This is a genomic window from Lactobacillus sp. HBUAS51381 (genome assembly GCF_012641095.1).
In the GTDB taxonomy this organism is placed as follows: Bacteria; Bacillota; Bacilli; order Lactobacillales; family Lactobacillaceae; genus Levilactobacillus.
This window is the reverse complement of sequence record NZ_JAAVSC010000003.1, coordinates 30,424-50,348: the sequence shown is the minus strand read 5'-3', so window position 1 is coordinate 50,348 and position 19,925 is coordinate 30,424. Positions and strand designations below refer to the sequence as shown.

The following is a 19,925-nucleotide window of genomic DNA, read 5'->3' as shown; positions in this document are numbered from 1 at the left end:
TGGGGGTATGTATTTGCAGCTTTTAACGCCGTCAGCTTTATTGGGCCAATTTTATTTGAACACTTCGGTACCGTACTTTTGTACCATAGCTTCATGCCATTCCTTGTAGTTTTGGTGAGTGATGTTCTCGGTTTTTCCAGTTTTAGGGTTCCGTGCAACTCTTTTATCTGGTGTCGACAGTCCAGAAATGTGGGGAACAATTTCACATCGACACCCATCATGAAAAGGTGGGAGGTTAACTCCAGGTTTGGCATGAGAAGCTTGGAATACCCTTCCATCCATCTCACCACATTTTGCACAAGTTGCTATATCAAGTGAACCAAGAATTTCATAGGCATCGGCATCATAATCTTCAAGCAGGGTCAGAAAGTGTTTGGTAAGTCCTGCCTGGCTTCTTGAATAATTGAGTTTCGACTGCATTTCTTCGATGGAATGGTTCAGAGCATTAGCTACATTAATTACACCATCCTTAGAGTTGTGCTTATGAGCCCACACCAAATAATTATACTTTTCTAAAAGCAAATTACCGGCGGGCGTGCAGACAAGAGTTCTATCAGAAATAGTATTTGAATACGAACTTTCTTCAATATTATCAGCAATGCGGTGGATTAAGTCAGCTTTCTTTCCTGATAGTTTTTGGCCGTTACTCCGAAGGATACCTTTTAGTTCAGGTACTCGTAAGGACTTTAATGATTCGGAAGGGGATGCAATTGTTAAGTAGCCCAGCCTAGCGAGCTTATGTCTGTCTATAGTTGCATTGAGTCCATAATCATATTCAAAGTAGGCAGGTATACTGGCGTGTTCGCTTTTATGGTTGGACCATTCTAGAAGAATGATTTCTCCAGGAAGCAAGCCTTCTTCAAGGGGCTTCATCAATCGCTTATCTATGCGCATTGACGGGAAATGTCGTGCTTGTGCTTCGAATTCTTGCATATCTCTATTTGATGAGATATATGGTTCGACGGTCTTTGTGGGGAGTTCAGTAGATTTTTCAGTTCGGTTTGATAATTGTTTTTGAATCCAAGAAAAGATTCCCATTAGCTAAGTTCCTTCCCTCTAGAATGCTTTAATTAATTCGTCGCGACACATTTTCTCAAGATGAGCTGGAACGACAAACATGTCCATGAATTCGTTTACATTTATGTGATCCCTATCACGATCAGCTAAATAGTAGGGGATGAGCTTTTGAACTGCAAAGCGATTAGCTTGTAGCTCCATGGAGTAATCTATGGCCTGATCCCCAAAGTGTAATGGATTAGATGCCATATCTCCATTAACAATGTGGCCGATTTCGTGGGCCAATTGTAAAGGAAGCTGGTCTTTGTCAGAAAGATTAGTATTAAGAATGATAATCTTTGATTTAGTTTTTACCATGGATGGGGCGTCTAAAGTGAATTCAGGACTCATGGCCACTCTAATATGTTGATCCTTCAGCGCATATATTAGTAAGTCAGTTAGAATATTGTCCACATTATTTACCTCGCAGTAGTCGTTTAATTAGTTCTCGATCTTCTTCGGGAATCGGCTTACCTTCAAAAGTTAAAAAGGCATCATCATCGTTTAAGTCGACGGATTTCTTTGATCTAGTAGATTGATTTTCTTCTCCGAGCAGGTAATCCACAGTGACATTCAAAACGTTAGCTACTTTCTGTAAATTGTCAGTACCTGGAGTTTTGGTTTTCCAATGATAAATGGAGTTAGTTCCCAGTCCGGCTTCGTCATTTAACTTAGTTAAGGAGTATCCTCGCTCTTTTGCTAATTTTTTTATTCTTTCAAATACTGTCATATCAAGTGTTCTCCTAGGTTTGACAGTCCAATATTAGCATAAATGCAAATGAATGATTGACTTTTTAGCATAAATGCGCAATAATGAATTCATCAAGTAATTAAGCAATAAGAATCTAGGACCCATCAGAGAAGGCTTTGGCGAGTAATCACTGATTGGACAGGCTTATTTGCTTATGTCTTATGCACTTATTTTAGCACATATGCTAATCAAAATGCAATAACTTGATAAATAAATTACCGAAAGGGGGGGAAGTAATATGGCACAACATGATGCTCAGAATTTTTGAACACAACCATCAGAACAGGCGAAGGATTTCTTTCTAGCCTTGGTAAGCAATTCAGAAAATCAGAAAAGCCCAGCAATGGTGGCAGCCATCGCCGAACTTTATAAAGCACTTGTAAATTCAAGTTACCTGTAATGAAAGGAGAAAATAAAAAGCTTTACGCCTTATATCAAGGGAAGGCTTTCTTGGTATATGTACCTAGCTAAGACTGGAGGGATGAACTTGGTTAATCAACGTGAGTTGATCATTGAAGAAATGAAGATGTTGGCTGAAAGGTCAAAAGAAGCGTCTGTGACAGATGTTGTTGCGATTGTAGAACTTTTTGGAAAGCTCAGTCGAGAAGTAACTAACATTGACCGGATTCAGCATGAAAACTTTAAGGTTCGAGAAGAGATGGGAAGCATGCGTCGAAAACGAGAGGATACCAATTGGAGAATTGCAGGCTTGAGTTTGTCAATATTAGTAGCTGTGATTGTAAGTGTCTGGTTCATTTAATAAGGAGATTTGTAATCAAACTTACTGCAAAAGCTACAACGATAGGTGCACCAATGCTCCAGACCATTTTTTCTTTTGTCTTTCTTAGCCAAGTTGAGCGAATTCGTTCAAGATAGTTAGCACCAGTTTCCGTTAGGACGTATCGCTCTTTACTGTTTCGGACAATGTAGCCGTCTTTCTCAAGAGGGGTAAGACTAACGCCTATAGATTGAATATTTGTTTCAAAATGTCCAAGCAAGTACTCAAGGCTAAGCTCATTGTTGCGACCTTGCGGACTACGATTTAAAAATCTAAGTATTTCAATCTCTTTGTTGGAAAGTTCCAATAGAATCACCACCTTTCAACAAAATTATATCAAAAGGAAGTGAGTAAAAGTGACAGAACAGAATTTAGTTGAGGGCGCCAAAGCTATCACCAACCGAATCAAGATGCGCCTGCTTGAGAAAGACATGACGCAGGTTGAATTGGCTAGTTTAATCAACGAGAAGCCAGTGCAACTTAATCGCGCGATTCACGCGGATATGTCGCCCAAGTCGGTTGAGATTCGACAGAAAGTCTATCGAGTTTTAGACATTAAGGAATAGGAGGGACGGCAATGAATGATTTAGTGATTGTGAGGGACCAGCAGGCTGTGACCAGCAGTCTTCAAGTGGCAAAAACATTTGGCAAGCAACATAAAAATGTTGTTCAGGCAATTGAAAACAAAATTAGTACGGCTGAAAATTCAGCTCTACTGAAAAACATGTTTGTAGAAGGAAGATACACGGCATCAAATGGCAAGTCAAATCCGATGTACTACATGAATCGTGACGGATTCGCTTTTATCGTAATGGGATTCACGGGACGCAAAGCTGATAATTTTAAACTCCAATATATTCAAGCATTTAACCTAATGGAGAAACACGTCAGCCAGTTCCAACTGCCAACGACTTTGCCAGAGGCGTTGCGATTGGCTGCGGATCAAGCAGAGCAAATCACCATTATGCAGCCTAAAGCAGAATATACCGATAAGATGCTTGCTAATCCTGGATTGGAAGCAACCTCGGTTATTGCTAAGAACTATGGCTATTCAACGCGCGAGTTCAATAAACTATTACACGGGCTAGGTATTCAGTATAAGCAAGGCAAGACGTGGCTATTGTATGCAGTATATCAAGACAAGGGGTATACCCATGTCGAACCGTTTCCATATAAAGACAGCCATGGATTGGAACAGGTTAGGAACACGATGAAGTGGACTCAGGCCGGACAGAAGTTCCTATACGATTTTCTGAAGTTAAAAGGTATTGTGCCCAAAGTTGAACAAATTGTGCAGGAGGCATAGTTATGGTGATTCTAGTTAAATTTAGTCTGGTAATGTTCGTAGGCTGGTTAGTCGGTCATTACGGAATTGACGATATGTTTGAATAGGGGTGAACCAGTATGGAATTGGAAGCGGTCGTTGAGCATGCTGTGGCCAATGAAGTTGAAAAGTATCTGGGGCCACGTCTTCAAACAATCATTCGAGAGTACATCATGTTAGATCGTGATACAGCCTTCAAGGAACTCTGCGTTTCACGTGCTTTCTTCGATAAGAATATCAAGAACAAGCCGCAAGTAAAGCTGATTGAACGTCGGTACAAAGAGTCTAACAAGGTATTCTATGAACCAAGTGAATTGAAACGAGCAATCTTATCTATCACAGAATTTTAAGTCGTGGACAGCGCCAAGTGATGGATAAGGACAAGTGGAGGTAGCACAGTGACAGCAGTAGCGATTTTTGTAGCAGTCTTCGGGCTTGGCGGCCTGTTGAGAATTGGGTATGAGAGGTGGCGAAAATAGAGTGGATATTTCAGAGGCGTTAGAGAAAGCACATGAGGCATCTATAGGTATAACACGTGAATCCTGGATGCCGAACGGAGATACAGTTATCGGGACGAACACGGATTCAGCAATGATTATTGTAAGCAACAAAAAAGGTCCCATCACGGCAAGATGGGAACCGAAGCTTGAAGATTTGCTGGCAAGAGATTGGATGTTGATGTATTAGATGAATGGAATTAGTGATTTAACTTTTGCAATTGCTTCTACAACGTTATTGACCTTGTCTTGATAGCGATGTTCCATTCTGGCTATTGCAATAGTTGTTAAGCGGGCATCATGTACAAAGTTAGATGCTGAAACTGTTTTGACAAAATTCATTCGGGATAGTTCAAGTATAGTGTCGGCTACATCGTCTTGATTCCATTCGGGCATCAAGGACTCCTGAATATTGTCTGAACTCCCAAAATCTCTTGCATTTACTTTGATCATACCGTGGTTGCGCCGTCCAATATATTCCTTGTACAAGTTAAGAAGAAGGTACTTGGCATCATTAGTCAGGAGATTAAAACCATCGTTTATTTCATCAGACACTTCTCCACATCCTTTCACTAACTGAATTGTATCAGAAAAGAGAGGGAGACTTGAAATTATTTTAAGCACTAGCACTGTTAAGCACCTGTGGAAGTCAAGTCTACGCTCAGTTAATCCACAGACGAAGAAAAAACTCGTCAGCGGTGCAACGCTAGCGAGTCTCAGAAAAACATTTATCTACGGTAAGAATACCGGAAAGCGAGGCATTTTTCAATGAAGAAGAGCGAATACTGGCATCAGAAGTTTTTGCGGACCCCTATAGGCTATGAGAATCTAGCTTACTATCGTTTTCAAAAATATGAAATGTATCTCAAGCTAGAGGGAGATGAATTGGGATGGATGCATTAGAAAAAATGGATTTAGAGGATGCCCGTAATGAGGCGGATAAACCTAAATTCGAGATTACAGACACTGGTTCAGCAACTTGGGTAATGCGTAAGTACCAAGCATTGGTTGCAAACGATGAGGACAGTAAGCGAGATGCGGAAGAGCAAATCAAAGATATCAAGAAAAAGATTAAGGTTGTTGAAAAATGGCTTGATAATAAGCTACAAGCTAATGCCGAGAATAGGGCCTTCTTTGAAGAGAAATTAGCAGACTATCTGATGAAGCTGCGGATCGATGATCCCAAAGCACGTATTGATACACCGTTTGGGACCGTGTCTACACAGAAGTCCCGTAAAGGAGTTCTGTGGTCGGATGAGGCGGTTGTTAAGAGCTTAGAGAAACAGGGGCTATCTGATTTAATTCGAATTAAGAAGGAACCGGATAAGAAGGAGATTGCAAAGCATTTTCACTTTGTAGGCAATCGTTACGTCAATGAAGATGGTTTGGTCCTAGAGGGTGCTCTACCTAAAGAAGTGACTGAATCTCTGAAAATTAAGTTGGCGGAGGATAGCTAATCATGAATATGAGTGAATCTATCAAAAATATTGCAGCTGCCATCACCAAAGTACAACAAGAACTTCCGGCAGTCCCTAAAGACATTACTAATCCCATTACGCACAGTAAGTACGCGAACCTCGATTCAATCAATAAAGCACTCTTGCCGGTAACCAGTAAAAATGGGATTGCAGTCACGCAGTATCCAGTGTCGTCGAATGGAGAGATAGGTTGCGGAACATTGCTCCTGCATACCAGCGGTGAATATATCGACTATGGTCCTTATATGATCAGCATAGACAAAAATAAGCGTATGTCCGCGGCACAGGAAGGCGGTTCAACCATAACTTATGCGAAGCGGTATCAGCTGTCGGCAATTTTCGGGATTGTCAGTGATGCCGATGATGATGGCGAACAATCACAGAGCAATCAGTACCAAGGCAACCAGCAGAATAGAGGGCAACAAGGTGACCCACGTCAGGGTCAGTCTGGTGGGTATGACAGTAATCATAATCAATCAGGTCCAAGACCAATCACAGACGGACAAGTTACAACATTGATTTCATTATTTAAAGCGATTGCCGAGAAGGGGAAGACGGACCTGCCAACGGTTCAGAACAGCTACCTTAGACAATTAAAAATCAATAATTTAAATCAACTTGACCACGAGAGGGCAAATCAATTGACCGAGCAAGTGATCAAGAAGCTTGAACAAATGGGAGGAAGAACGAATGATCAATCGCGTGGTACTAACGGGACGACTCACTAAGGACCCTGAATTAAGATACACGCAAAACGGAGTCGCTACTGCAAACTTTAATTTAGCGGTGGACCGGCGTTATAAGAGTCAGAACGGTGATCGCGAAGCAGACTTTGTTAATTGTATTGTCTGGCGAAAGTCAGCAGAAAACTTTTCTAACTTTTTCCACAAGGGCTCCCTTGTTGGGATTGAGGGGCGCATCCAGACACGAAATTATGAGAATCAGCAGGGACAACGTGTTTATGTAACTGAGGTCGTGGTTGAAGACTTTACCTTCCTAGAGCCAATGAATCGGAACAACCAGCAAAGTGGCAGTTACAGCAATGGATATCAACCACAGCCTCAGGGACAAGGCCGACCGCAGAACAATCAGCAACGTCAGCCGCCTCAACAGGGGCAATATGGCCATCAGAACCAAGGTTACAGCAATCCTAATAATGGTGTCGACGGAATCGAGATTTCTGATGCGGATTTGCCATTTTAGGGGTGATGAGATGGAACGAGTCCCAGCAGAACTCAGAGGGCATGACTTAATCCTTCACTTGGATCATGAACTAAATGGCGATCACTTAGAAACAGTGAGTGGAAGTCGCAATCAGTTTTGGGTGGATTTTGAGGTAGCAGATACACGCAAGGCTCGAGGCAAACAACGCAGATTGTTTTTCGCCCTTCTGAACGATATTTCTATCGAATTTGTGGTTCCGTCTGAATTTCTGAAGTCGTTGTTTTATACCCAGTTCCAGATTTACACAGGTGGGAGGAACATTAGCTTAGCAGAAGCTACAAAATCGTCTGTCAGCGATGCTAAGCAGCTAATCGATCTAGTTATCGACTTCATGTTTGAGTGGCATGTACCCTTCAAGGAAGGCTATGAACTACTTCCGAGGGACGAGGAATACTTTCTCTATCAATGTTGCCGTCATCGACGCTGTATGATTTGCGGGAAACCAGCGGATATCCACCACTTGGATGTAGTGGGTATGGGAGTAGATCGTAGACGAGTTGATCACAGTAAACGTCATGTAATGACATTGTGTCGGAAACACCATACTGAATTTCATATGGTTGGAGCTAGTAAGTTTAGCAGCAAGTACCATGTACCAGTAGAAGGACTAAAGCTGGATGTGGAGACGCTTAAAAGGATTGGCGTACAAGGAAATTACGGAGGTGAGCAGGGTGGCACAACGTCGAATGTTTAGTAAGAAGATTACTGATACGGATATCTTTTTGGATATGCCGCTATCTTCACAGGCCTTGTATTTTCACTTGAATATGCACGCCGACGATGATGGATTTGTATCGAATGCAAAGACCATTCGTCGAATGATTGGGGCGAGTGAAGATGACCTAAAGTTGTTGCTTGCAAAGCAATTTATCTTCTCGTTTGAATCAGGTGTCGTTGTAATCAAAGATTGGAAAGTTCACAACTATATTCGGCGTGATACCTATAATGTAACGATTTATGGTGACGAAAAGCAGCGCCTTGATGAAGACAAAAATGGTGCGTATACGTTACGTGGACGGCCCGTGGACGAGTCGTCAACACAGGTTAGGTTAGGTAAGGATAGGTTAGGTAAGGGTAGTAAGAACCATAGTCCGGCTGACGCCGAACCTGACTTCCCATGGCAATCAGTAATTGACTACCTTAACGAAAAAACAGGAAAGCACTTTAAGCATACTGCTACGAACAAGGGCTTGGTGCTGTCTCGCCACAAGGATGGTTTCACGACTGATGATATGCGCCAAGTGATTGATAACCAGTGTAGGCTCTGGTTAGCTGATGCAAAGATGGCTAAGTACTTGCAACCATCGACACTCTTCCGAGCCAGCAAGTTTGAGGGGTATTTGAACAGCGCTCCAGCAGCACAGGTACAAGAAGGACGAGACTACTGGGTAGGTGATTAGGTGCAACCAGTGAATTTTGACGCGGCATATATCCGTCGTTTGGCCAAGGCTAAGCACGTTGATACGGATAATCTGCCGACTAAAGAAGAGATTGAACGGAAGTTTGTGGAGATGGCTAATAGCCGTTTAGCAAGGCAAAAAATGCGACGGTACTACAGTGACTCGGTGTGGTCCGGCAACATTCCAATCAGATTTGAGTTTAGCAAATGGGATATTGCTAAGCAAACTGATCCTAGCAGGGCAAAAAATCTTGGAAAACAGGCGTTTGTATTAGCTAAACAGATGGAGATGCAAAATTTCAATGTTGCTATGATGGGCGACCGTGGGGTAGGTAAGACCTCGCTTGCGTTGGCAATGATGGATTATCTGATGGATAAGGGGCGTAGTGGAATGTTTGTGTCAACAGCCGAATTATTACGACTGGTGGGAGACAAATATGATGATTCCAGTGTTGCGGCTAAGCTTCATGACATCAAGCGCTCGATGACAGAGGTTGATGTTCTCGTGCTAGATGATTTTGGCACCGAGGGTGGCATGACTGGGAATATCAAACCGGTTCACAAGGACTTACAAGATCTAATGTACCAAGTTTCTAATGCACGCGTTGATTTTGAGAATAATCAATCTCGAGGGTGCACTATCATTACGACCAACAATACAAAGCAACAGTTAAAGCAAATGTATGAAGGGAAGTTCATTGATCGGGTGTTTCCAAATAATCCGAAACATCAACTACTCTTTGAAGGGATGAAAGGGGTACGAAACGTATGAAAGTTAATGACCAGTCTGACGGTAGCATGACAGAATTACGAGAGTACGAAGTTGGCGACCTTATCAAGTCGGAAGGGTTTATCTATCTCGTTGTAGAACATGCCGGAGAATACGCCATTGTCGACTTAGACAGCAACAACGTGTCACGGCTATTTAAAAGCTTGCAGGAATTATACCGCAACGTTCACTCCACTGATGATCAGCTGGTGCATGGCGAAGTGGTAGTAAGGCGGTGTGACTATGGGGTGTGAGAGCTGCCATGGAAGCAGAGTAATCCATGTTGAAACTATGCCGGGAGTTATGACGTTTGAACCATGTCCAGAGTGTTGTTCGGCAGGAGCACAAGAAGAACGTAAATGTGGGAGTGATCGCAATGGCCCTCAATGAGGAACTTCTAACGCGGATTCGAGCTGTGGAAGCCGAATTTGGTCACGTCAAGAATTGGCCGGCTAGTGAGATAACTGAAATTCGGGCCATTGCTAACCGCGAGCCGGAGGGAACGGATCCCGATGAACTGTTAGAAGTCCGTGAGTTGGCGGAACGTGGGTTCTTCGTTACCCAGATTGCCATTAGGTTACACCACAGTCGGGGATGGGTATTGAAACGAATGCCAGAGAGCATCGAATACGTGCTGACGGAAGAAGACCGCCGGGTGCTCAAATATTATCGCCACAAAACTATTAAAGAGACCAGTTCGAAGTTACAGCGGAATGCGGACTGGGTTCGAGAGGTAAGGACCAGGCTTTGAATGTTTATCTAGGAGGGAAAACGATGAAAATTGTAGACGAACGGTTTAGCTCAACTGGAATGAGCAGTTATGGAGTGGGGCAGGTTATCTGTACTGATGGGACGCCGTACTTGATTGTTGGAAGTGTAACCGGTGAAAAGTGTTTCATGGTTGACTTAGAAGAAAGTGAAATTGTTGCTCATGCCGATTCATTGAGCGAACTATTCAAGAACGTTCATGACGAAGGTGATCAGTTAGTTGACGCAAAGTTGACGATTAATGGGAAGTAGCAACGATGCATAAATAGTTAGCTGTCAGTGAGTCGCGGCTAGAGAAAACAGTCAGATTGAGTGTTGTGACTGAAGAAATTAGTGTTGTTTACGAGCTTAAATCCGAGAAATGCTTATCTAGGAGGAATTGTAATGAATAATATCAAGATTGGTGACGTGGTTTACTGGCACGATCGTAATGGAGCGACCATGAGTGGAGAAGTCTTTCAAGTTGGTGAGGGCGCCGTTATGGTGACGTTTAACAATGGGTTAGGAACTGTGATTCTTAATGACAAAGTGGTTAAGGTGAAGAAGGGCAAGCGGGGAGGTACCAGCCATGAAGACTAACGAATTCAAAGAGAAGATGGAATTGCTTGGATTTAAGTTAATCCGCAGAAGAGACGACTGGGTAATTACTATCATTGGCGATGTAATTGGCACAGCAACAGTGAGTGCCAAAGATACTTCATACTGTATCAGCAGTCTGCCGTCCAAAGTTGCAAATATCATTGTTGAATTTGCCAACACGCCGGTTGAGGATCGGAAAGATGAGAAGCGATGGAACGTGGTAGTTGGACAAGATGTTGATAAGGCGGGTGAGTTTAGCATTTGGAGAAGGCCAGAATATCATGGGTTGATTGAAGATAGTTTCATTGACGCCGAAGCGTCATTGAATGATTTAAAAGATCCGACCACTATTTTTACCGATTCAGAGTTTAATCAGCTAATCAAATATCTTGAGGCATTACCCCATGGCGGCATTTATGCAAAGATTGCTGAACTGGGTAGGCGAGAGGTGACTGCCAATGATGCTAGTCTATAACCGCCTGTACGCCAGTCAAAACCGCCGAGTGAATTCTTTCAAAGAACTTCAGAAATTGGTTGTCAGTCGGTGTGCTAAGATTGGCGATCCTATCCGAAGTATTCGGGCGATTACACACGGTGCTAGTCAGCGAGGGTCAAAGGCGTATCCAACTTATGAGTTTGAAGCGATCCACGAAAAGAAACTAATTGATGGTCGGCTGTACAGAGAGAAAGTTGTTTTTGAGGTGATTAAGAATGAGTAAATTTAGAATTCCGGTTCCAGGTGATTTAAACAGTGAGTTTTTTGGTAAGAACTACTATGCAACTGATAAACACGGGAATTTGGCCGTTGTTGGAGAGAATGCGCGGCCCAACATCTTACGCCGGTACAATTTTTGGTTCACAGAGGAATCAGCGAAAAGCCACGGGTTGGAAAAACTTCCGAATGAAATGGAGGTAGTCGAATGAAAAAGCCTGAATTGAGTCCTGACGAGTGGAAATTGGTGCGACAAATTGTATGGGAGTATGGTACTGGGAATCCCGAAACGGTTGATATTTTTGATACGGTGGTTAGCGACTTGCTGGGTGTGGGAAGCACTGATCACTTAGTGTTTGAAAAGCCTGGCGAGGTCTATGAGGCGATTAAGTGGGTGATTGAAAATGGGTAAACAATCCTGTCCGTACTGCCACGGCAAGGCGGACCTAAACGATACAGCTAACAGTGACTTCCGAATTTCAGTTGATACTAGCGATCCAAGTTACCCAGTCATTGCGGTCGAGCACTTCGCGGGTGATTTGGACTACACAGGGGTTATTGCGTACTGTCCCATGTGTGGACGGAGACTGACGGATGAAGGGCAGTAGCAGAATATAAAAGGAGACGTAATCGAATGAGTAATTTAATTGAAAACATTGAAAGCATTGAAAACTGGTCGGTCGAACGCAACTTAAACGCTCAGTCCCCGGCCAAGCAGTTGCTAAAGTTGGTCGAAGAAGTCGGTGAGTTATCAGCCGCATACAACAAGCGTCAACTTAATACAGAAATTGATAGCGTAGGCGACATTCTGGTGGTTCTGACCATCTACTGCCAGCAACGAGGCCTATCTATCGAAGACTGCTTAGAACGTGCCTATAAAGAGATTAGCGGGCGTAAGGGTAAGTTGGTCAATGGGGTATTTGTTAAGGAGACGGACTTATGATGAAAATTGTTAGACTAGAACTTATTGAAACAGGTGAGACCGTAGTTGAATTGGGGGACAAAGAAACAAAGGCTTGTAGAATCGATAGCAATCAATTCTTACCAAATAAAATGCCACTATCAACTTTCGTTTATGAGGTCACTTTGAATGATGGACGGGTGTACACGGTTCCGGGAATTAAAGTTGTCGCTGAGTGGGCTGAAGAAGGAGTGACTAACAATGACTGATGACCAGAAAACGTTCCGTAACTACTTGCTGACCGTGTTTGAAGACCAATGCCAGGATATTATTCGCTCCCTGGTGTGGATTAGCAACCACGTCCACAAACTCCCTCACAACGTCCATGTGGCCTATCATCGGTTGTCTAGTCTTGAACGTAATGCAGTGATTCGGGAGGTGCTTGTGAATGGCGATTGAGCTGTCTGACAGTACTATTGGCAAAATTGTTGATGGGTTGATCACGCGTAGTAAGAGCTTTTCCAAGTCGGAATCTGAGAAAGAGTTGCGAAACACTAAGGAGCTTCTGAAAAATTACCGCTTTCTGGAAAATCATTTGGATGTTGCCTTACCGAAGATTGACGATGACACGCCACTATCTCAGTATGAATTATCCCTTATCTCCTTGTTGGGTTACCGGGCACGCTCCAAAGAGATGCTAGTCTTTGTCAACCAGATTTTAGAGCGGTACAAAAAGCTTTGCATGGAAGGTACCCCTGAGCAACAGCGGCGTTATCGTATCATTCGCGATTTGTATATTGATGGACCGGGTATTACTCGAACTAAACTAGCCGAAAGATTTAGTTGTGACGAGAAGACTATTCGACGGGACGAACGGCGGGCAATTGATGAGCTTTCAGTTATGATTTTTGGAGTTGATGGATTGAACGACATGTCCAAATAGCGCCGAATATCCGTCCCCAAAGTCCCGTTCTAAAGAGTTACTATGATATTGTGAGATAAACTTGAATTGTAGGTATTGCGGTGGCGGAATAGGTAGACGTAGCTAGACTGAAGTCCCAAGTCCTTCTTCAATCCAGTCTGCAGTTGTGAGGTGCAAATCCTCACCCGCAATGTTAAGTGGCTGTAGTCGGACCACTCCATAACGTAAGGGAGCCGAGGTTCGAATCCCCGGACTGCTTAAATCCAGAAGAGCGTCTGGCCTCTGTACACAGTGGGAAACGTGAGTTGATGGCTAATCTTAAAGCCTAACCGGTTGGGGACTATCCTTAAGTGGGTACGTGCCCCTTACATATGCCAGTGCGTTAGAGTAAGAGAGCTATGCCGGTCTGTAAAACCGGTCCCATTGGGTGAGTAGGTGCGAATCCTACCACTGGCATGATCCATTATTACATCTCCTTCAGACTGGCCCTAGCAGTAATGCTGGGGTTTTGTTATGCTGTGGTTAAAAGGAGTGGTCACTTTGAGTATGTGGGTTTCTATAGCCAGCTCAGTGGTAGTTAGTGCGGTACTTGCACCTGCCATTACGTCGTTTTGGAATAGGTACAACAGCAAGAAGGCATTGAAAATTCAAGATAAGCTTGAAGCAATTGATAGTCTTATAGTAGCAACGCGTAAAGCAGATTCGGCGTTAAGTAAGATTTCAATTGATTTTATCTTTTCGACAGACAAAGTTGATATTACATTTTACAATGAGGAGATACCACAGATTTACAATTTTTCTTTGACAAGGGAAAATTTAGACTTTGTTTGGGAAAAGTACAAGGGTTACTTTTCAGATGATCAAAGCAATGTTCAAACTAACGTTAAAGAAATTATCAAACAAATGGAAGAGACCAATAAAGAGATAGCCAAGATAGCACAGAAAGTTCAGAGTAATGAGACAGTAGATAAGAATCAGTTTAATTTTAAAATTTATTCACAAGATAGGTCAGAATATAAGGACCTTATTAGAGGCCTACTTGCAGTGAGAGAAAAGACTGTGTCTGGTAAGTGAAGAGGAGGCCTGCAAAATGCAGAAACTAACAGTAAAACAGCAGAAATTTGCTGACGAATACGTTATTAGCGGTAATGCAACGCAGGCCGCTGAACTAGCGGGTTATGCGAAGCGAAGCGCCCATTCAATCGGTGCTGAGAACTTGCAAAAACCTGCAATCGCTTCTTACATCGAATCTCGGTTAAAAGAGATTTCTGACGGAAAGATTGCTGACCAACAGGAAATCCTAGAGTATCTCACCGCAACCATGCGTGGTGAAGAGACCGAGTCGGTTGCCACGGCTAAGGGAATTTATACCGATGTGGAAGTTGGTGCCAAGGATCGAGTCAAGGCTGCTGAGCTTCTCGGTAAGCGTCTGGCTATGTGGACGGAGAAGCGAGACGTAACCGCAACAGTTGGTCCCGTGCAAATTACCGACGACATCCCCGCTGGGAGTGATGAAGATGGCTAAAATCAGCCTTGCACACTCCATGGCACCGAGCTTCTACCAGCTTTACCAAGATATTAAGCATCGCTTACATTCAAATTACTGGTTATCAGGAGGACGTGGGTCAACCAAGTCCTCTTTTATTTCGCTTGAAATTGTGTTGGGTATCATGAAAGACACGGACGCCAACGCTGTAGTCATGCGGCGGTATGCTTCCAACCTTCGTGAGTCAGTCTACGACCAGTACTTATGGGCGATTGATACCCTCGGAGTTTCCCATCTGTGGTCGGACTCAGTAAGTCCTATGCAGCTGACTTACATTCCCACCGGACAGCAGATACGATTTAAAGGGGCTGACAAGCCGGAGAAGATTAAGTCACAAAAGTTCCGACACGGCTACACGAAGTATAAGCATTTTGAAGAAGTTGCTGACTTCAAGGGTTGGAAGGAAATTCGGAACATCAACCAGTCGTTGAACCGGGGTGGCTCAGATATCCTGACTTTCTATTCCTACAACCCACCGGCCAGTGTTAATAATTGGGTCAATCAGGCCAGAGAAGAACAAAGCCGCCGTGAAGACACCTTGGTACATACATCTGATTACTTGTCAGTACCAAGAAGTTGGCTTGGCAAGGAATTCCTGGCCGATGCAGAACAGCTCAAGAAGGACAATCCAAAGGCCTATGCTCATGAGTATCTAGGCGAGGTTACTGGGACGGGGGCCGAGGTCTTCAACAATCTGACTATCAGAGAAATTACCGATGAAGAGATTAGTCACTTCGACAAAATCTATCATGGCATGGACTTTGGGTTCGCCCACGATCCACTAGCCTATGGGGATGCGTACTGGGACGCGGCAAGACGCCGGGTCTTTCTTTTTAATGAAATTTACCAAGTTGGCATGACCAATCGTGAGGCTGTGGAAGCCATTAAGCGGCTTAACCCTGAGAACGGATTGATTACCGCTGACTCTGCTGAACCCCGTACCATTGCTGAGTTCCGTGACTATGGATTAAACGTAGTCGGTGCTCGCAAGGGTCCTGGTAGCCGGGAACACGGCTTCAAGTGGCTACAAGATTTGCGTGAGATTGTGATTGACCCGGTACGGTGCCCGAATACTGCCCGTGAGTTTACAAGCTATGAGTTAGCGCGGGACCCCAACGGCAACTTTAAGGCTGGGTACCCGGATGGCAATGACCACAGTATTGATAAGACCAGATATGAACTCGAATCATTGATGAGGAAGGGAGGTTTCAGACCATGGAAATAAAGACGATGAAGAAACTACTTAAGAATACTGATGGGCGACGAACCAAGTTTGCCAACCAGTTCGACAAGTCGTTAAAGTACTACTTCAATAAAAACGACATCACGAACCGCAACAATGGTGAGTCTAAGCTAAACGAAGCTGGTAAGGATGAGCCGCTACGTCGAGCCGATAACCGTGTATCCAGTAACTTCCATCAGCTCTTAGTAGACCAGGAAGCTGGCTACGTGGCCACGGTACCGCCGACCATTGATGTGGAAGATGAGGCGCTCAACGATAAGATTAAGGACGCCCTGGGAGATAACTTCAACCTCCGACTTAATCAGATGGTGGTGGATGCCTCAAATGCTGGGGTTGCTTGGCTACACTACTGGGTTGATGATAGCGGCCAGTTCCGGTATGGTATCGTGCCGCCTGATCAATTGGTACCCATCTACTCAAGCGACTTAGACCGTAAGCTACTGGCCCTCAGACGTAGCTACAAGCAGCTTAATCCTGAGACCGGTAAGTTCTTTAGGGTTCATGAATACTGGACTGACAAGGATGTGACGGTATTTAAGTCAGAAATGTCAGACTACAGTGACCTAGCACTCTACAATGATCGCTTTACTCTCTATGATGTGACTAGCGGGAATGAGACGGGGACCGGAGCAGTATTGGAACACCAGCTGGATCGTATTCCATTTATTGCTTTCCCCAAGAACAAATACCAACGGCCTGAACTACTGAAATACAAGGGCCTAATTGACGTTTACGATACCGTCTATAACGGCTTCGTGAATGATATTGACGATATTCAGCAAGTCATTCTGGTGCTCACCAACTATGGTGGCGAAGATCTGGCTAGCTTCATGAAGGCACTCAAAGAAGACCATGCTATCAAGATGGACAGCGTTGGTACCGGCGACAAGTCAGGTGTGGATAAGCTGACCATTGATATTCCTGTGGAGGCCCGCAATGCGCTGCTAGAGGTTACCAAGTCAGACTTATTCGTCGAGGCACAGGGGATTAATCCTGTGGACTTCAAAGAAATTGGTAATGCGTCGGGAACGGCTATCCGTGCTCTGTATGGACACTTGGAACTCAAAGCGTCTATCACTGAATCTTACTTCCGAGACGCCCTCACCGAGCTAGTTCGGGCCATTTTGAGATGGCTAAAGGTACCTGACGCTGACGGTCGCAAGATTAATCAGACCTGGACTCGGACTGCCATTCAAAACGACTTGGAGCAAGCACAGATTGTGGCTCAGCTTGCACAGTATTCTAGTGATGAAGCGATTGCCAAGTCCAATCCGATTGTGGATGATCCACAGCAGGAACTCCAAGACCGGCAAGACGATATTGTGAAGCGTGATGGTTATGCTAACCCAGATGTACTTGATAACTTAGGCGGTGAGGACGATGACGAAAGCTAGCACCGAGAAGTACTGGAAACGGCGTCATCTTCAAGTCAAGGCCAAGGAAATCAAGAATGCTGAGGCTTACGAGAAGGCTCTCCAATCTGAACTTAATGGTATGTATCGTGAACTGCATGCTGAGATGGAGAAATGGTACGTTAAGTATGCCAACAACCAGGGGATGACCAAGGAAGAGGCTGTTACTGGCCTGGCAGACGTTAACTCTCAGAATTGGGGGATGACGCTAGAACGTTTTGAACGGAACGCCAAGAGAGGTCGGCATACCGAACGCTTAGATGAAGAGTACTATCGTAGCCGAGTTGCCAGGCTCCAAGACTTAGAGCAGCAGTTGCGGCAGGTTGCCCAACCATACGCTAGTCGAGAGGCTGACAGGATGCGAGATGGATTGGCTAATCAGTTTGAAGATACCTACATGCGGACCAATTATACCGTTCAAGCGTCCAAAGGGGCTTTCACAGCCAACTTTGCCCATTTCAATGAAGCACAACTGCGGATAGCTGTATCAACCCCCTGGGGGAAAGATGGCAAGGACTTCTCGAAACGTATCTGGAAGAACTACCAGCAGGATTTACCGAAGATACTGAAAGATTCGGTACTCACTAGTACGCTGATGGGCTATAGTCCACAGAAAGCTAGCCAGCTGTTTCACGCTAAGTTTCAGGACTTCAAGAAGTCTAATGTGCATCGGTTGGTCACTTCCGAGATGGGCCACATTGCCGAAGAGGCAGCAGCTAAGGGCTACGAAGAGAACGAAATTGAGTGGTATGAGTACATGGCTACCCTAGAATCCCATACTTGCGACACTTGTGGGAGGCTTGATGGTCAGAAAATTAAGCTATCAGAGCGCAAAGATGGTATCAACTATCCGCTTATCCATCCATACTGTCGTTGTACCACAGTGCCTTATTTGGAAGACTTGCCGGATATCACCGAACGCTGGTCACGGGACCCTGAGACTGGCAAGGGGAAGATGATCAAGGATGTTAAGTTCAATGAGTGGAAGAAGTCATTTGGAGCCGCAACGAATCCCGTTGTCACTTCACTTCCTGGCATTGACGCCTTGGACTCTAAACTGTGGCCGAAAGGTTTGAAAGTCACTGGGCTACCAGATGGAGATATGGTTACATTCGATTCTGAGAGAGGCCAGCGCCTGGGAAATGAGTGGCTCAATAAGTTGGTAGGCTACGAAGACGAAGAAGACCTTTCATACTTGCTTCCGAGAGGATTGAGCGATGGACAACAAATAGAGATGTCAAATTGGCTAAAGCAAGTCAATCAGAGAAAGCAAGCGATAGCTGAGGCTAAGAAGGCGAAAGCCAACGCTTTGATGACAGATGATGACATCATGAATCTTCGTAGAAAGGTCCTTATGCAACTCTATCAGCCTACTGAAGCGGAAATTAGCAGGGTTGGCCGCTCTCTGTATGAAAGAAGATTCGAAAAAGGATTTTCCAGTCGACAAGCCACCATTGATAAGCAACAATCTAATTATTCAACCCATCTTAAAGAGTACAACGCAATGCGTGTGAAGTATCAGCGTGATGGTGATCCAGAATTTTATAAGAAGGTTACAAGGAAGTATAATCAAGTAATAGCCGAACAAAAAAAGTTGGAAGCCAGCAAGTTTGGGATAAAAAACCAACAGTCACAAGATGTCAAAGACATGTTGAGTAAGTTTCGAGTTATGGGTAGGAAAAATGTTGAAATGAAGTTTGCTCCAGAATCAGATTCCAAGGTTGGAGAATTGATCAATAAAACGTATGATTACTATCCCAGTGATTGGTTTGATATTTCGAATTCGATTGGAACAATGAAGGTATTTGAGACAGACCGGGGCTATTACCGCCACGAATTTGGTCAGGCGACTTCGGAGTTAGCATTAAGTAATGTTCAGGACAGTTCTAATGGACTGAAGGTTGCATTTCATGAGTTAGGACATCGGAATGAGCATCTTGATCCCAGAGTCACCAAGTTGGAACATGAATTTTATCAACGTAGAACGTATAGTGATAGACTCGAAAAGCTGAGTAAGGTTACTGGAAATAAAGCTTATGACAGCTGGGAGAAAACGCGGAAAGATAACTTTCTGAGTCCGTATATGGGCAAGGATTATGGAAATACTGAGGATTCAGCTTACGAACTATTGTCTATGGGGCTAGAGTCTGTGTACCGGATGAGTTATGATGTAACCAAAGATAAAGATTATGCACAGTTCATTCTAGGTATTCTGGCAATTATGTAAGGGAGGGTAATCGCGATGGATTTTGAAGTAGAAGCCATAATCAGAGGCCAGCTGGTTCGCTTTTGGTGGATTAATGATGGTCTCCAATGTAGTGATGTCGAAGCAATGTCTTGGTTTAAACGGTTACTGGACCTTCACATTCCGCAGGAAACTAGGATTCCGGGTGGATTGGATTATACGAATGATTTGTCCGATGGAGCCAATGCTTTTCGAGCGGTGACCGGTGTTTTTGAAGATAGCAAGGTTCTTATTGAACCAAGCGATGAGTTTATGGGATTCGATAAAAATGTGATCTATTAGTAAGCACCCGACAAAACGATGAAACCGAACTACCTCAAA

Annotated in this window: 32 protein-coding genes; 27 read left to right on the top strand and 5 right to left on the bottom strand. The window is 44.0% G+C overall.

The genetic code is table 11. The features are described from left to right. Positions 1–51 precede the first annotated feature (51 nt). From HEQ50_RS01740 to HEQ50_RS01730, 3 genes are read right to left on the bottom strand one after another with little or no spacing between them, the layout of a single operon-like run. Positions 52–1,038: a minor capsid protein gene (locus HEQ50_RS01740; protein WP_168898744.1), complete on the bottom strand. Its 987-nt coding sequence runs from the start codon at positions 1,036–1,038 to the stop codon at positions 52–54. Positions 1,039–1,056: 18 nt separating this feature from the next. Next, entirely contained in the window at positions 1,057–1,470 is a 414-nt protein-coding gene (locus HEQ50_RS01735) for an ImmA/IrrE family metallo-endopeptidase (protein WP_168898743.1), read from the bottom strand. Between the two features lies 1 nt (position 1,471). Next, the gene (locus tag HEQ50_RS01730) at positions 1,472–1,786 is read right to left on the bottom strand and encodes a helix-turn-helix domain-containing protein (RefSeq protein ID WP_168898742.1); all 315 of its coding nucleotides are present in this window, start codon (positions 1,784–1,786) and stop codon (positions 1,472–1,474) included. A gap of 508 nt (positions 1,787–2,294) precedes the next feature. On the opposite strand from HEQ50_RS01730, the gene HEQ50_RS01725 reads away from it, so the two are divergent. Beyond that, positions 2,295–2,567, top strand: a complete 273-nt coding sequence (locus tag HEQ50_RS01725) for a hypothetical protein (protein WP_168898741.1) — start codon at positions 2,295–2,297, stop codon at positions 2,565–2,567. On the opposite strand, the gene HEQ50_RS01720 is transcribed toward HEQ50_RS01725, so the two are convergent. Continuing rightward, positions 2,560–2,892, bottom strand: coding sequence for a hypothetical protein (locus tag HEQ50_RS01720; RefSeq protein WP_168898740.1), 333 nt, complete (start codon positions 2,890–2,892; stop codon positions 2,560–2,562). The two genes, HEQ50_RS01725 and HEQ50_RS01720, sit on opposite strands and share 8 nt — an antisense overlap. A gap of 49 nt (positions 2,893–2,941) precedes the next feature. On the opposite strand from HEQ50_RS01720, the gene HEQ50_RS01715 reads away from it, so the two are divergent. The 4 genes from HEQ50_RS01715 (at position 2,942) to HEQ50_RS12865 (ending at position 4,596) form a co-directional block, all read left to right on the top strand. Then, the gene (locus tag HEQ50_RS01715; RefSeq protein ID WP_334427288.1) at positions 2,942–3,151 is read left to right on the top strand and encodes a transcriptional regulator; all 210 of its coding nucleotides are present in this window, start codon (positions 2,942–2,944) and stop codon (positions 3,149–3,151) included. Between the two features lie 11 nt (positions 3,152–3,162). Next, positions 3,163–3,891 carry a Rha family transcriptional regulator gene (locus tag HEQ50_RS12760; RefSeq protein ID WP_168898739.1) on the top strand — a complete coding sequence of 243 codons (729 nt, stop codon included), beginning with the start codon at positions 3,163–3,165 and terminating at the stop codon, positions 3,889–3,891. Between the two features lie 98 nt (positions 3,892–3,989). Beyond that, on the top strand, positions 3,990–4,259 hold the full coding sequence (locus tag HEQ50_RS01705; RefSeq protein ID WP_168898738.1) for a hypothetical protein: 270 nt from the start codon (positions 3,990–3,992) through the stop codon (positions 4,257–4,259). A gap of 130 nt (positions 4,260–4,389) precedes the next feature. Then, positions 4,390–4,596, top strand: coding sequence for an MW1434 family type I TA system toxin (locus HEQ50_RS12865; protein ID WP_168898737.1), 207 nt, complete (start codon positions 4,390–4,392; stop codon positions 4,594–4,596). Here HEQ50_RS12865 and HEQ50_RS01695 read toward each other — a convergent pair. Next, entirely contained in the window at positions 4,593–4,961 is a 369-nt protein-coding gene (locus tag HEQ50_RS01695; RefSeq protein WP_168898736.1) for a hypothetical protein, read from the bottom strand. The two genes, HEQ50_RS12865 and HEQ50_RS01695, sit on opposite strands and share 4 nt — an antisense overlap. A gap of 335 nt (positions 4,962–5,296) precedes the next feature. Between HEQ50_RS01695 and HEQ50_RS01690 the strand changes: the two genes are divergently transcribed. The 22 genes from HEQ50_RS01690 to HEQ50_RS01585 all read left to right on the top strand — a co-directional run bounded on the left by HEQ50_RS01690 (position 5,297) and on the right by HEQ50_RS01585 (position 19,886). Then, the gene (locus tag HEQ50_RS01690; protein ID WP_168898735.1) at positions 5,297–5,863 is read left to right on the top strand and encodes a host-nuclease inhibitor Gam family protein; all 567 of its coding nucleotides are present in this window, start codon (positions 5,297–5,299) and stop codon (positions 5,861–5,863) included. A gap of 2 nt (positions 5,864–5,865) precedes the next feature. Beyond that, positions 5,866–6,612, top strand: coding sequence for an ERF family protein (locus HEQ50_RS01685; RefSeq protein WP_168898734.1), 747 nt, complete (start codon positions 5,866–5,868; stop codon positions 6,610–6,612). Further along, positions 6,575–7,087 carry a single-stranded DNA-binding protein gene (ssb, locus tag HEQ50_RS01680; RefSeq protein ID WP_168898733.1) on the top strand — a complete coding sequence of 171 codons (513 nt, stop codon included), beginning with the start codon at positions 6,575–6,577 and terminating at the stop codon, positions 7,085–7,087. Before HEQ50_RS01685 ends, ssb begins: the two co-directional genes overlap by 38 nt. 10 nt (positions 7,088–7,097) lie before the next feature. Beyond that, complete coding sequence (locus HEQ50_RS01675; protein WP_168898732.1) at positions 7,098–7,802, top strand: putative HNHc nuclease; 705 nt, start codon at positions 7,098–7,100, stop codon at positions 7,800–7,802. Further along, positions 7,780–8,508: a conserved phage C-terminal domain-containing protein gene (locus tag HEQ50_RS01670; RefSeq protein WP_168898731.1), complete on the top strand. Its 729-nt coding sequence runs from the start codon at positions 7,780–7,782 to the stop codon at positions 8,506–8,508. The genes HEQ50_RS01675 and HEQ50_RS01670 overlap by 23 nt, the downstream gene beginning before the upstream one ends. Continuing rightward, entirely contained in the window at positions 8,509–9,279 is a 771-nt protein-coding gene (locus HEQ50_RS01665; RefSeq protein ID WP_334427289.1) for an ATP-binding protein, read from the top strand. Continuing rightward, positions 9,276–9,530, top strand: a complete 255-nt coding sequence (locus tag HEQ50_RS01660) for a hypothetical protein (RefSeq protein WP_168898730.1) — start codon at positions 9,276–9,278, stop codon at positions 9,528–9,530. The genes HEQ50_RS01665 and HEQ50_RS01660 overlap by 4 nt, the downstream gene beginning before the upstream one ends. Positions 9,531–9,586: 56 nt before the next feature. Beyond that, on the top strand, positions 9,587–10,027 hold the full coding sequence (locus HEQ50_RS01655; protein ID WP_168898729.1) for a hypothetical protein: 441 nt from the start codon (positions 9,587–9,589) through the stop codon (positions 10,025–10,027). 23 nt (positions 10,028–10,050) lie between these two features. Beyond that, on the top strand, positions 10,051–10,296 hold the full coding sequence (locus HEQ50_RS01650; RefSeq protein WP_168898728.1) for a hypothetical protein: 246 nt from the start codon (positions 10,051–10,053) through the stop codon (positions 10,294–10,296). Between the two features lie 132 nt (positions 10,297–10,428). Next, positions 10,429–10,623, top strand: coding sequence for a hypothetical protein (locus HEQ50_RS01645; protein WP_168898727.1), 195 nt, complete (start codon positions 10,429–10,431; stop codon positions 10,621–10,623). Further along, positions 10,613–11,098, top strand: a complete 486-nt coding sequence (locus HEQ50_RS01640; RefSeq protein ID WP_168898726.1) for a hypothetical protein — start codon at positions 10,613–10,615, stop codon at positions 11,096–11,098. Before HEQ50_RS01645 ends, HEQ50_RS01640 begins: the two co-directional genes overlap by 11 nt. 445 nt (positions 11,099–11,543) lie before the next feature. Beyond that, entirely contained in the window at positions 11,544–11,747 is a 204-nt protein-coding gene (locus tag HEQ50_RS01635; protein WP_168898725.1) for a hypothetical protein, read from the top strand. A gap of 222 nt (positions 11,748–11,969) precedes the next feature. Further along, a complete protein-coding gene (locus HEQ50_RS01630) occupies positions 11,970–12,278 on the top strand; it encodes a MazG-like family protein (RefSeq protein ID WP_211089158.1) in 309 nt (102 codons plus the stop codon). Next, a complete protein-coding gene (locus HEQ50_RS01625) occupies positions 12,275–12,505 on the top strand; it encodes a hypothetical protein (protein ID WP_168898724.1) in 231 nt (76 codons plus the stop codon). Before HEQ50_RS01630 ends, HEQ50_RS01625 begins: the two co-directional genes overlap by 4 nt. Then, on the top strand, positions 12,498–12,695 hold the full coding sequence (locus HEQ50_RS01620) for a hypothetical protein (RefSeq protein WP_168898723.1): 198 nt from the start codon (positions 12,498–12,500) through the stop codon (positions 12,693–12,695). The genes HEQ50_RS01625 and HEQ50_RS01620 overlap by 8 nt, the downstream gene beginning before the upstream one ends. Further along, positions 12,685–13,179: a hypothetical protein gene (locus HEQ50_RS01615; protein WP_168898722.1), complete on the top strand. Its 495-nt coding sequence runs from the start codon at positions 12,685–12,687 to the stop codon at positions 13,177–13,179. Before HEQ50_RS01620 ends, HEQ50_RS01615 begins: the two co-directional genes overlap by 11 nt. Before the next feature lie 492 nt (positions 13,180–13,671). Continuing rightward, positions 13,672–14,232, top strand: a complete 561-nt coding sequence (locus HEQ50_RS01610) for a hypothetical protein (RefSeq protein ID WP_168898721.1) — start codon at positions 13,672–13,674, stop codon at positions 14,230–14,232. Between the two features lie 16 nt (positions 14,233–14,248). Beyond that, entirely contained in the window at positions 14,249–14,683 is a 435-nt protein-coding gene (locus HEQ50_RS01605; protein WP_168898720.1) for a terminase small subunit, read from the top strand. Then, positions 14,676–15,929, top strand: coding sequence for a PBSX family phage terminase large subunit (locus HEQ50_RS01600; protein WP_168898719.1), 1,254 nt, complete (start codon positions 14,676–14,678; stop codon positions 15,927–15,929). The genes HEQ50_RS01605 and HEQ50_RS01600 overlap by 8 nt, the downstream gene beginning before the upstream one ends. Then, entirely contained in the window at positions 15,920–17,341 is a 1,422-nt protein-coding gene (locus tag HEQ50_RS01595) for a phage portal protein (RefSeq protein WP_168898718.1), read from the top strand. Before HEQ50_RS01600 ends, HEQ50_RS01595 begins: the two co-directional genes overlap by 10 nt. Further along, positions 17,328–19,586, top strand: a complete 2,259-nt coding sequence (locus HEQ50_RS01590; protein WP_168898717.1) for a minor capsid protein — start codon at positions 17,328–17,330, stop codon at positions 19,584–19,586. Before HEQ50_RS01595 ends, HEQ50_RS01590 begins: the two co-directional genes overlap by 14 nt. A gap of 15 nt (positions 19,587–19,601) precedes the next feature. Beyond that, positions 19,602–19,886 carry a hypothetical protein gene (locus tag HEQ50_RS01585; protein WP_168898716.1) on the top strand — a complete coding sequence of 95 codons (285 nt, stop codon included), beginning with the start codon at positions 19,602–19,604 and terminating at the stop codon, positions 19,884–19,886. Positions 19,887–19,925: the final 39 nt, after the last annotated feature.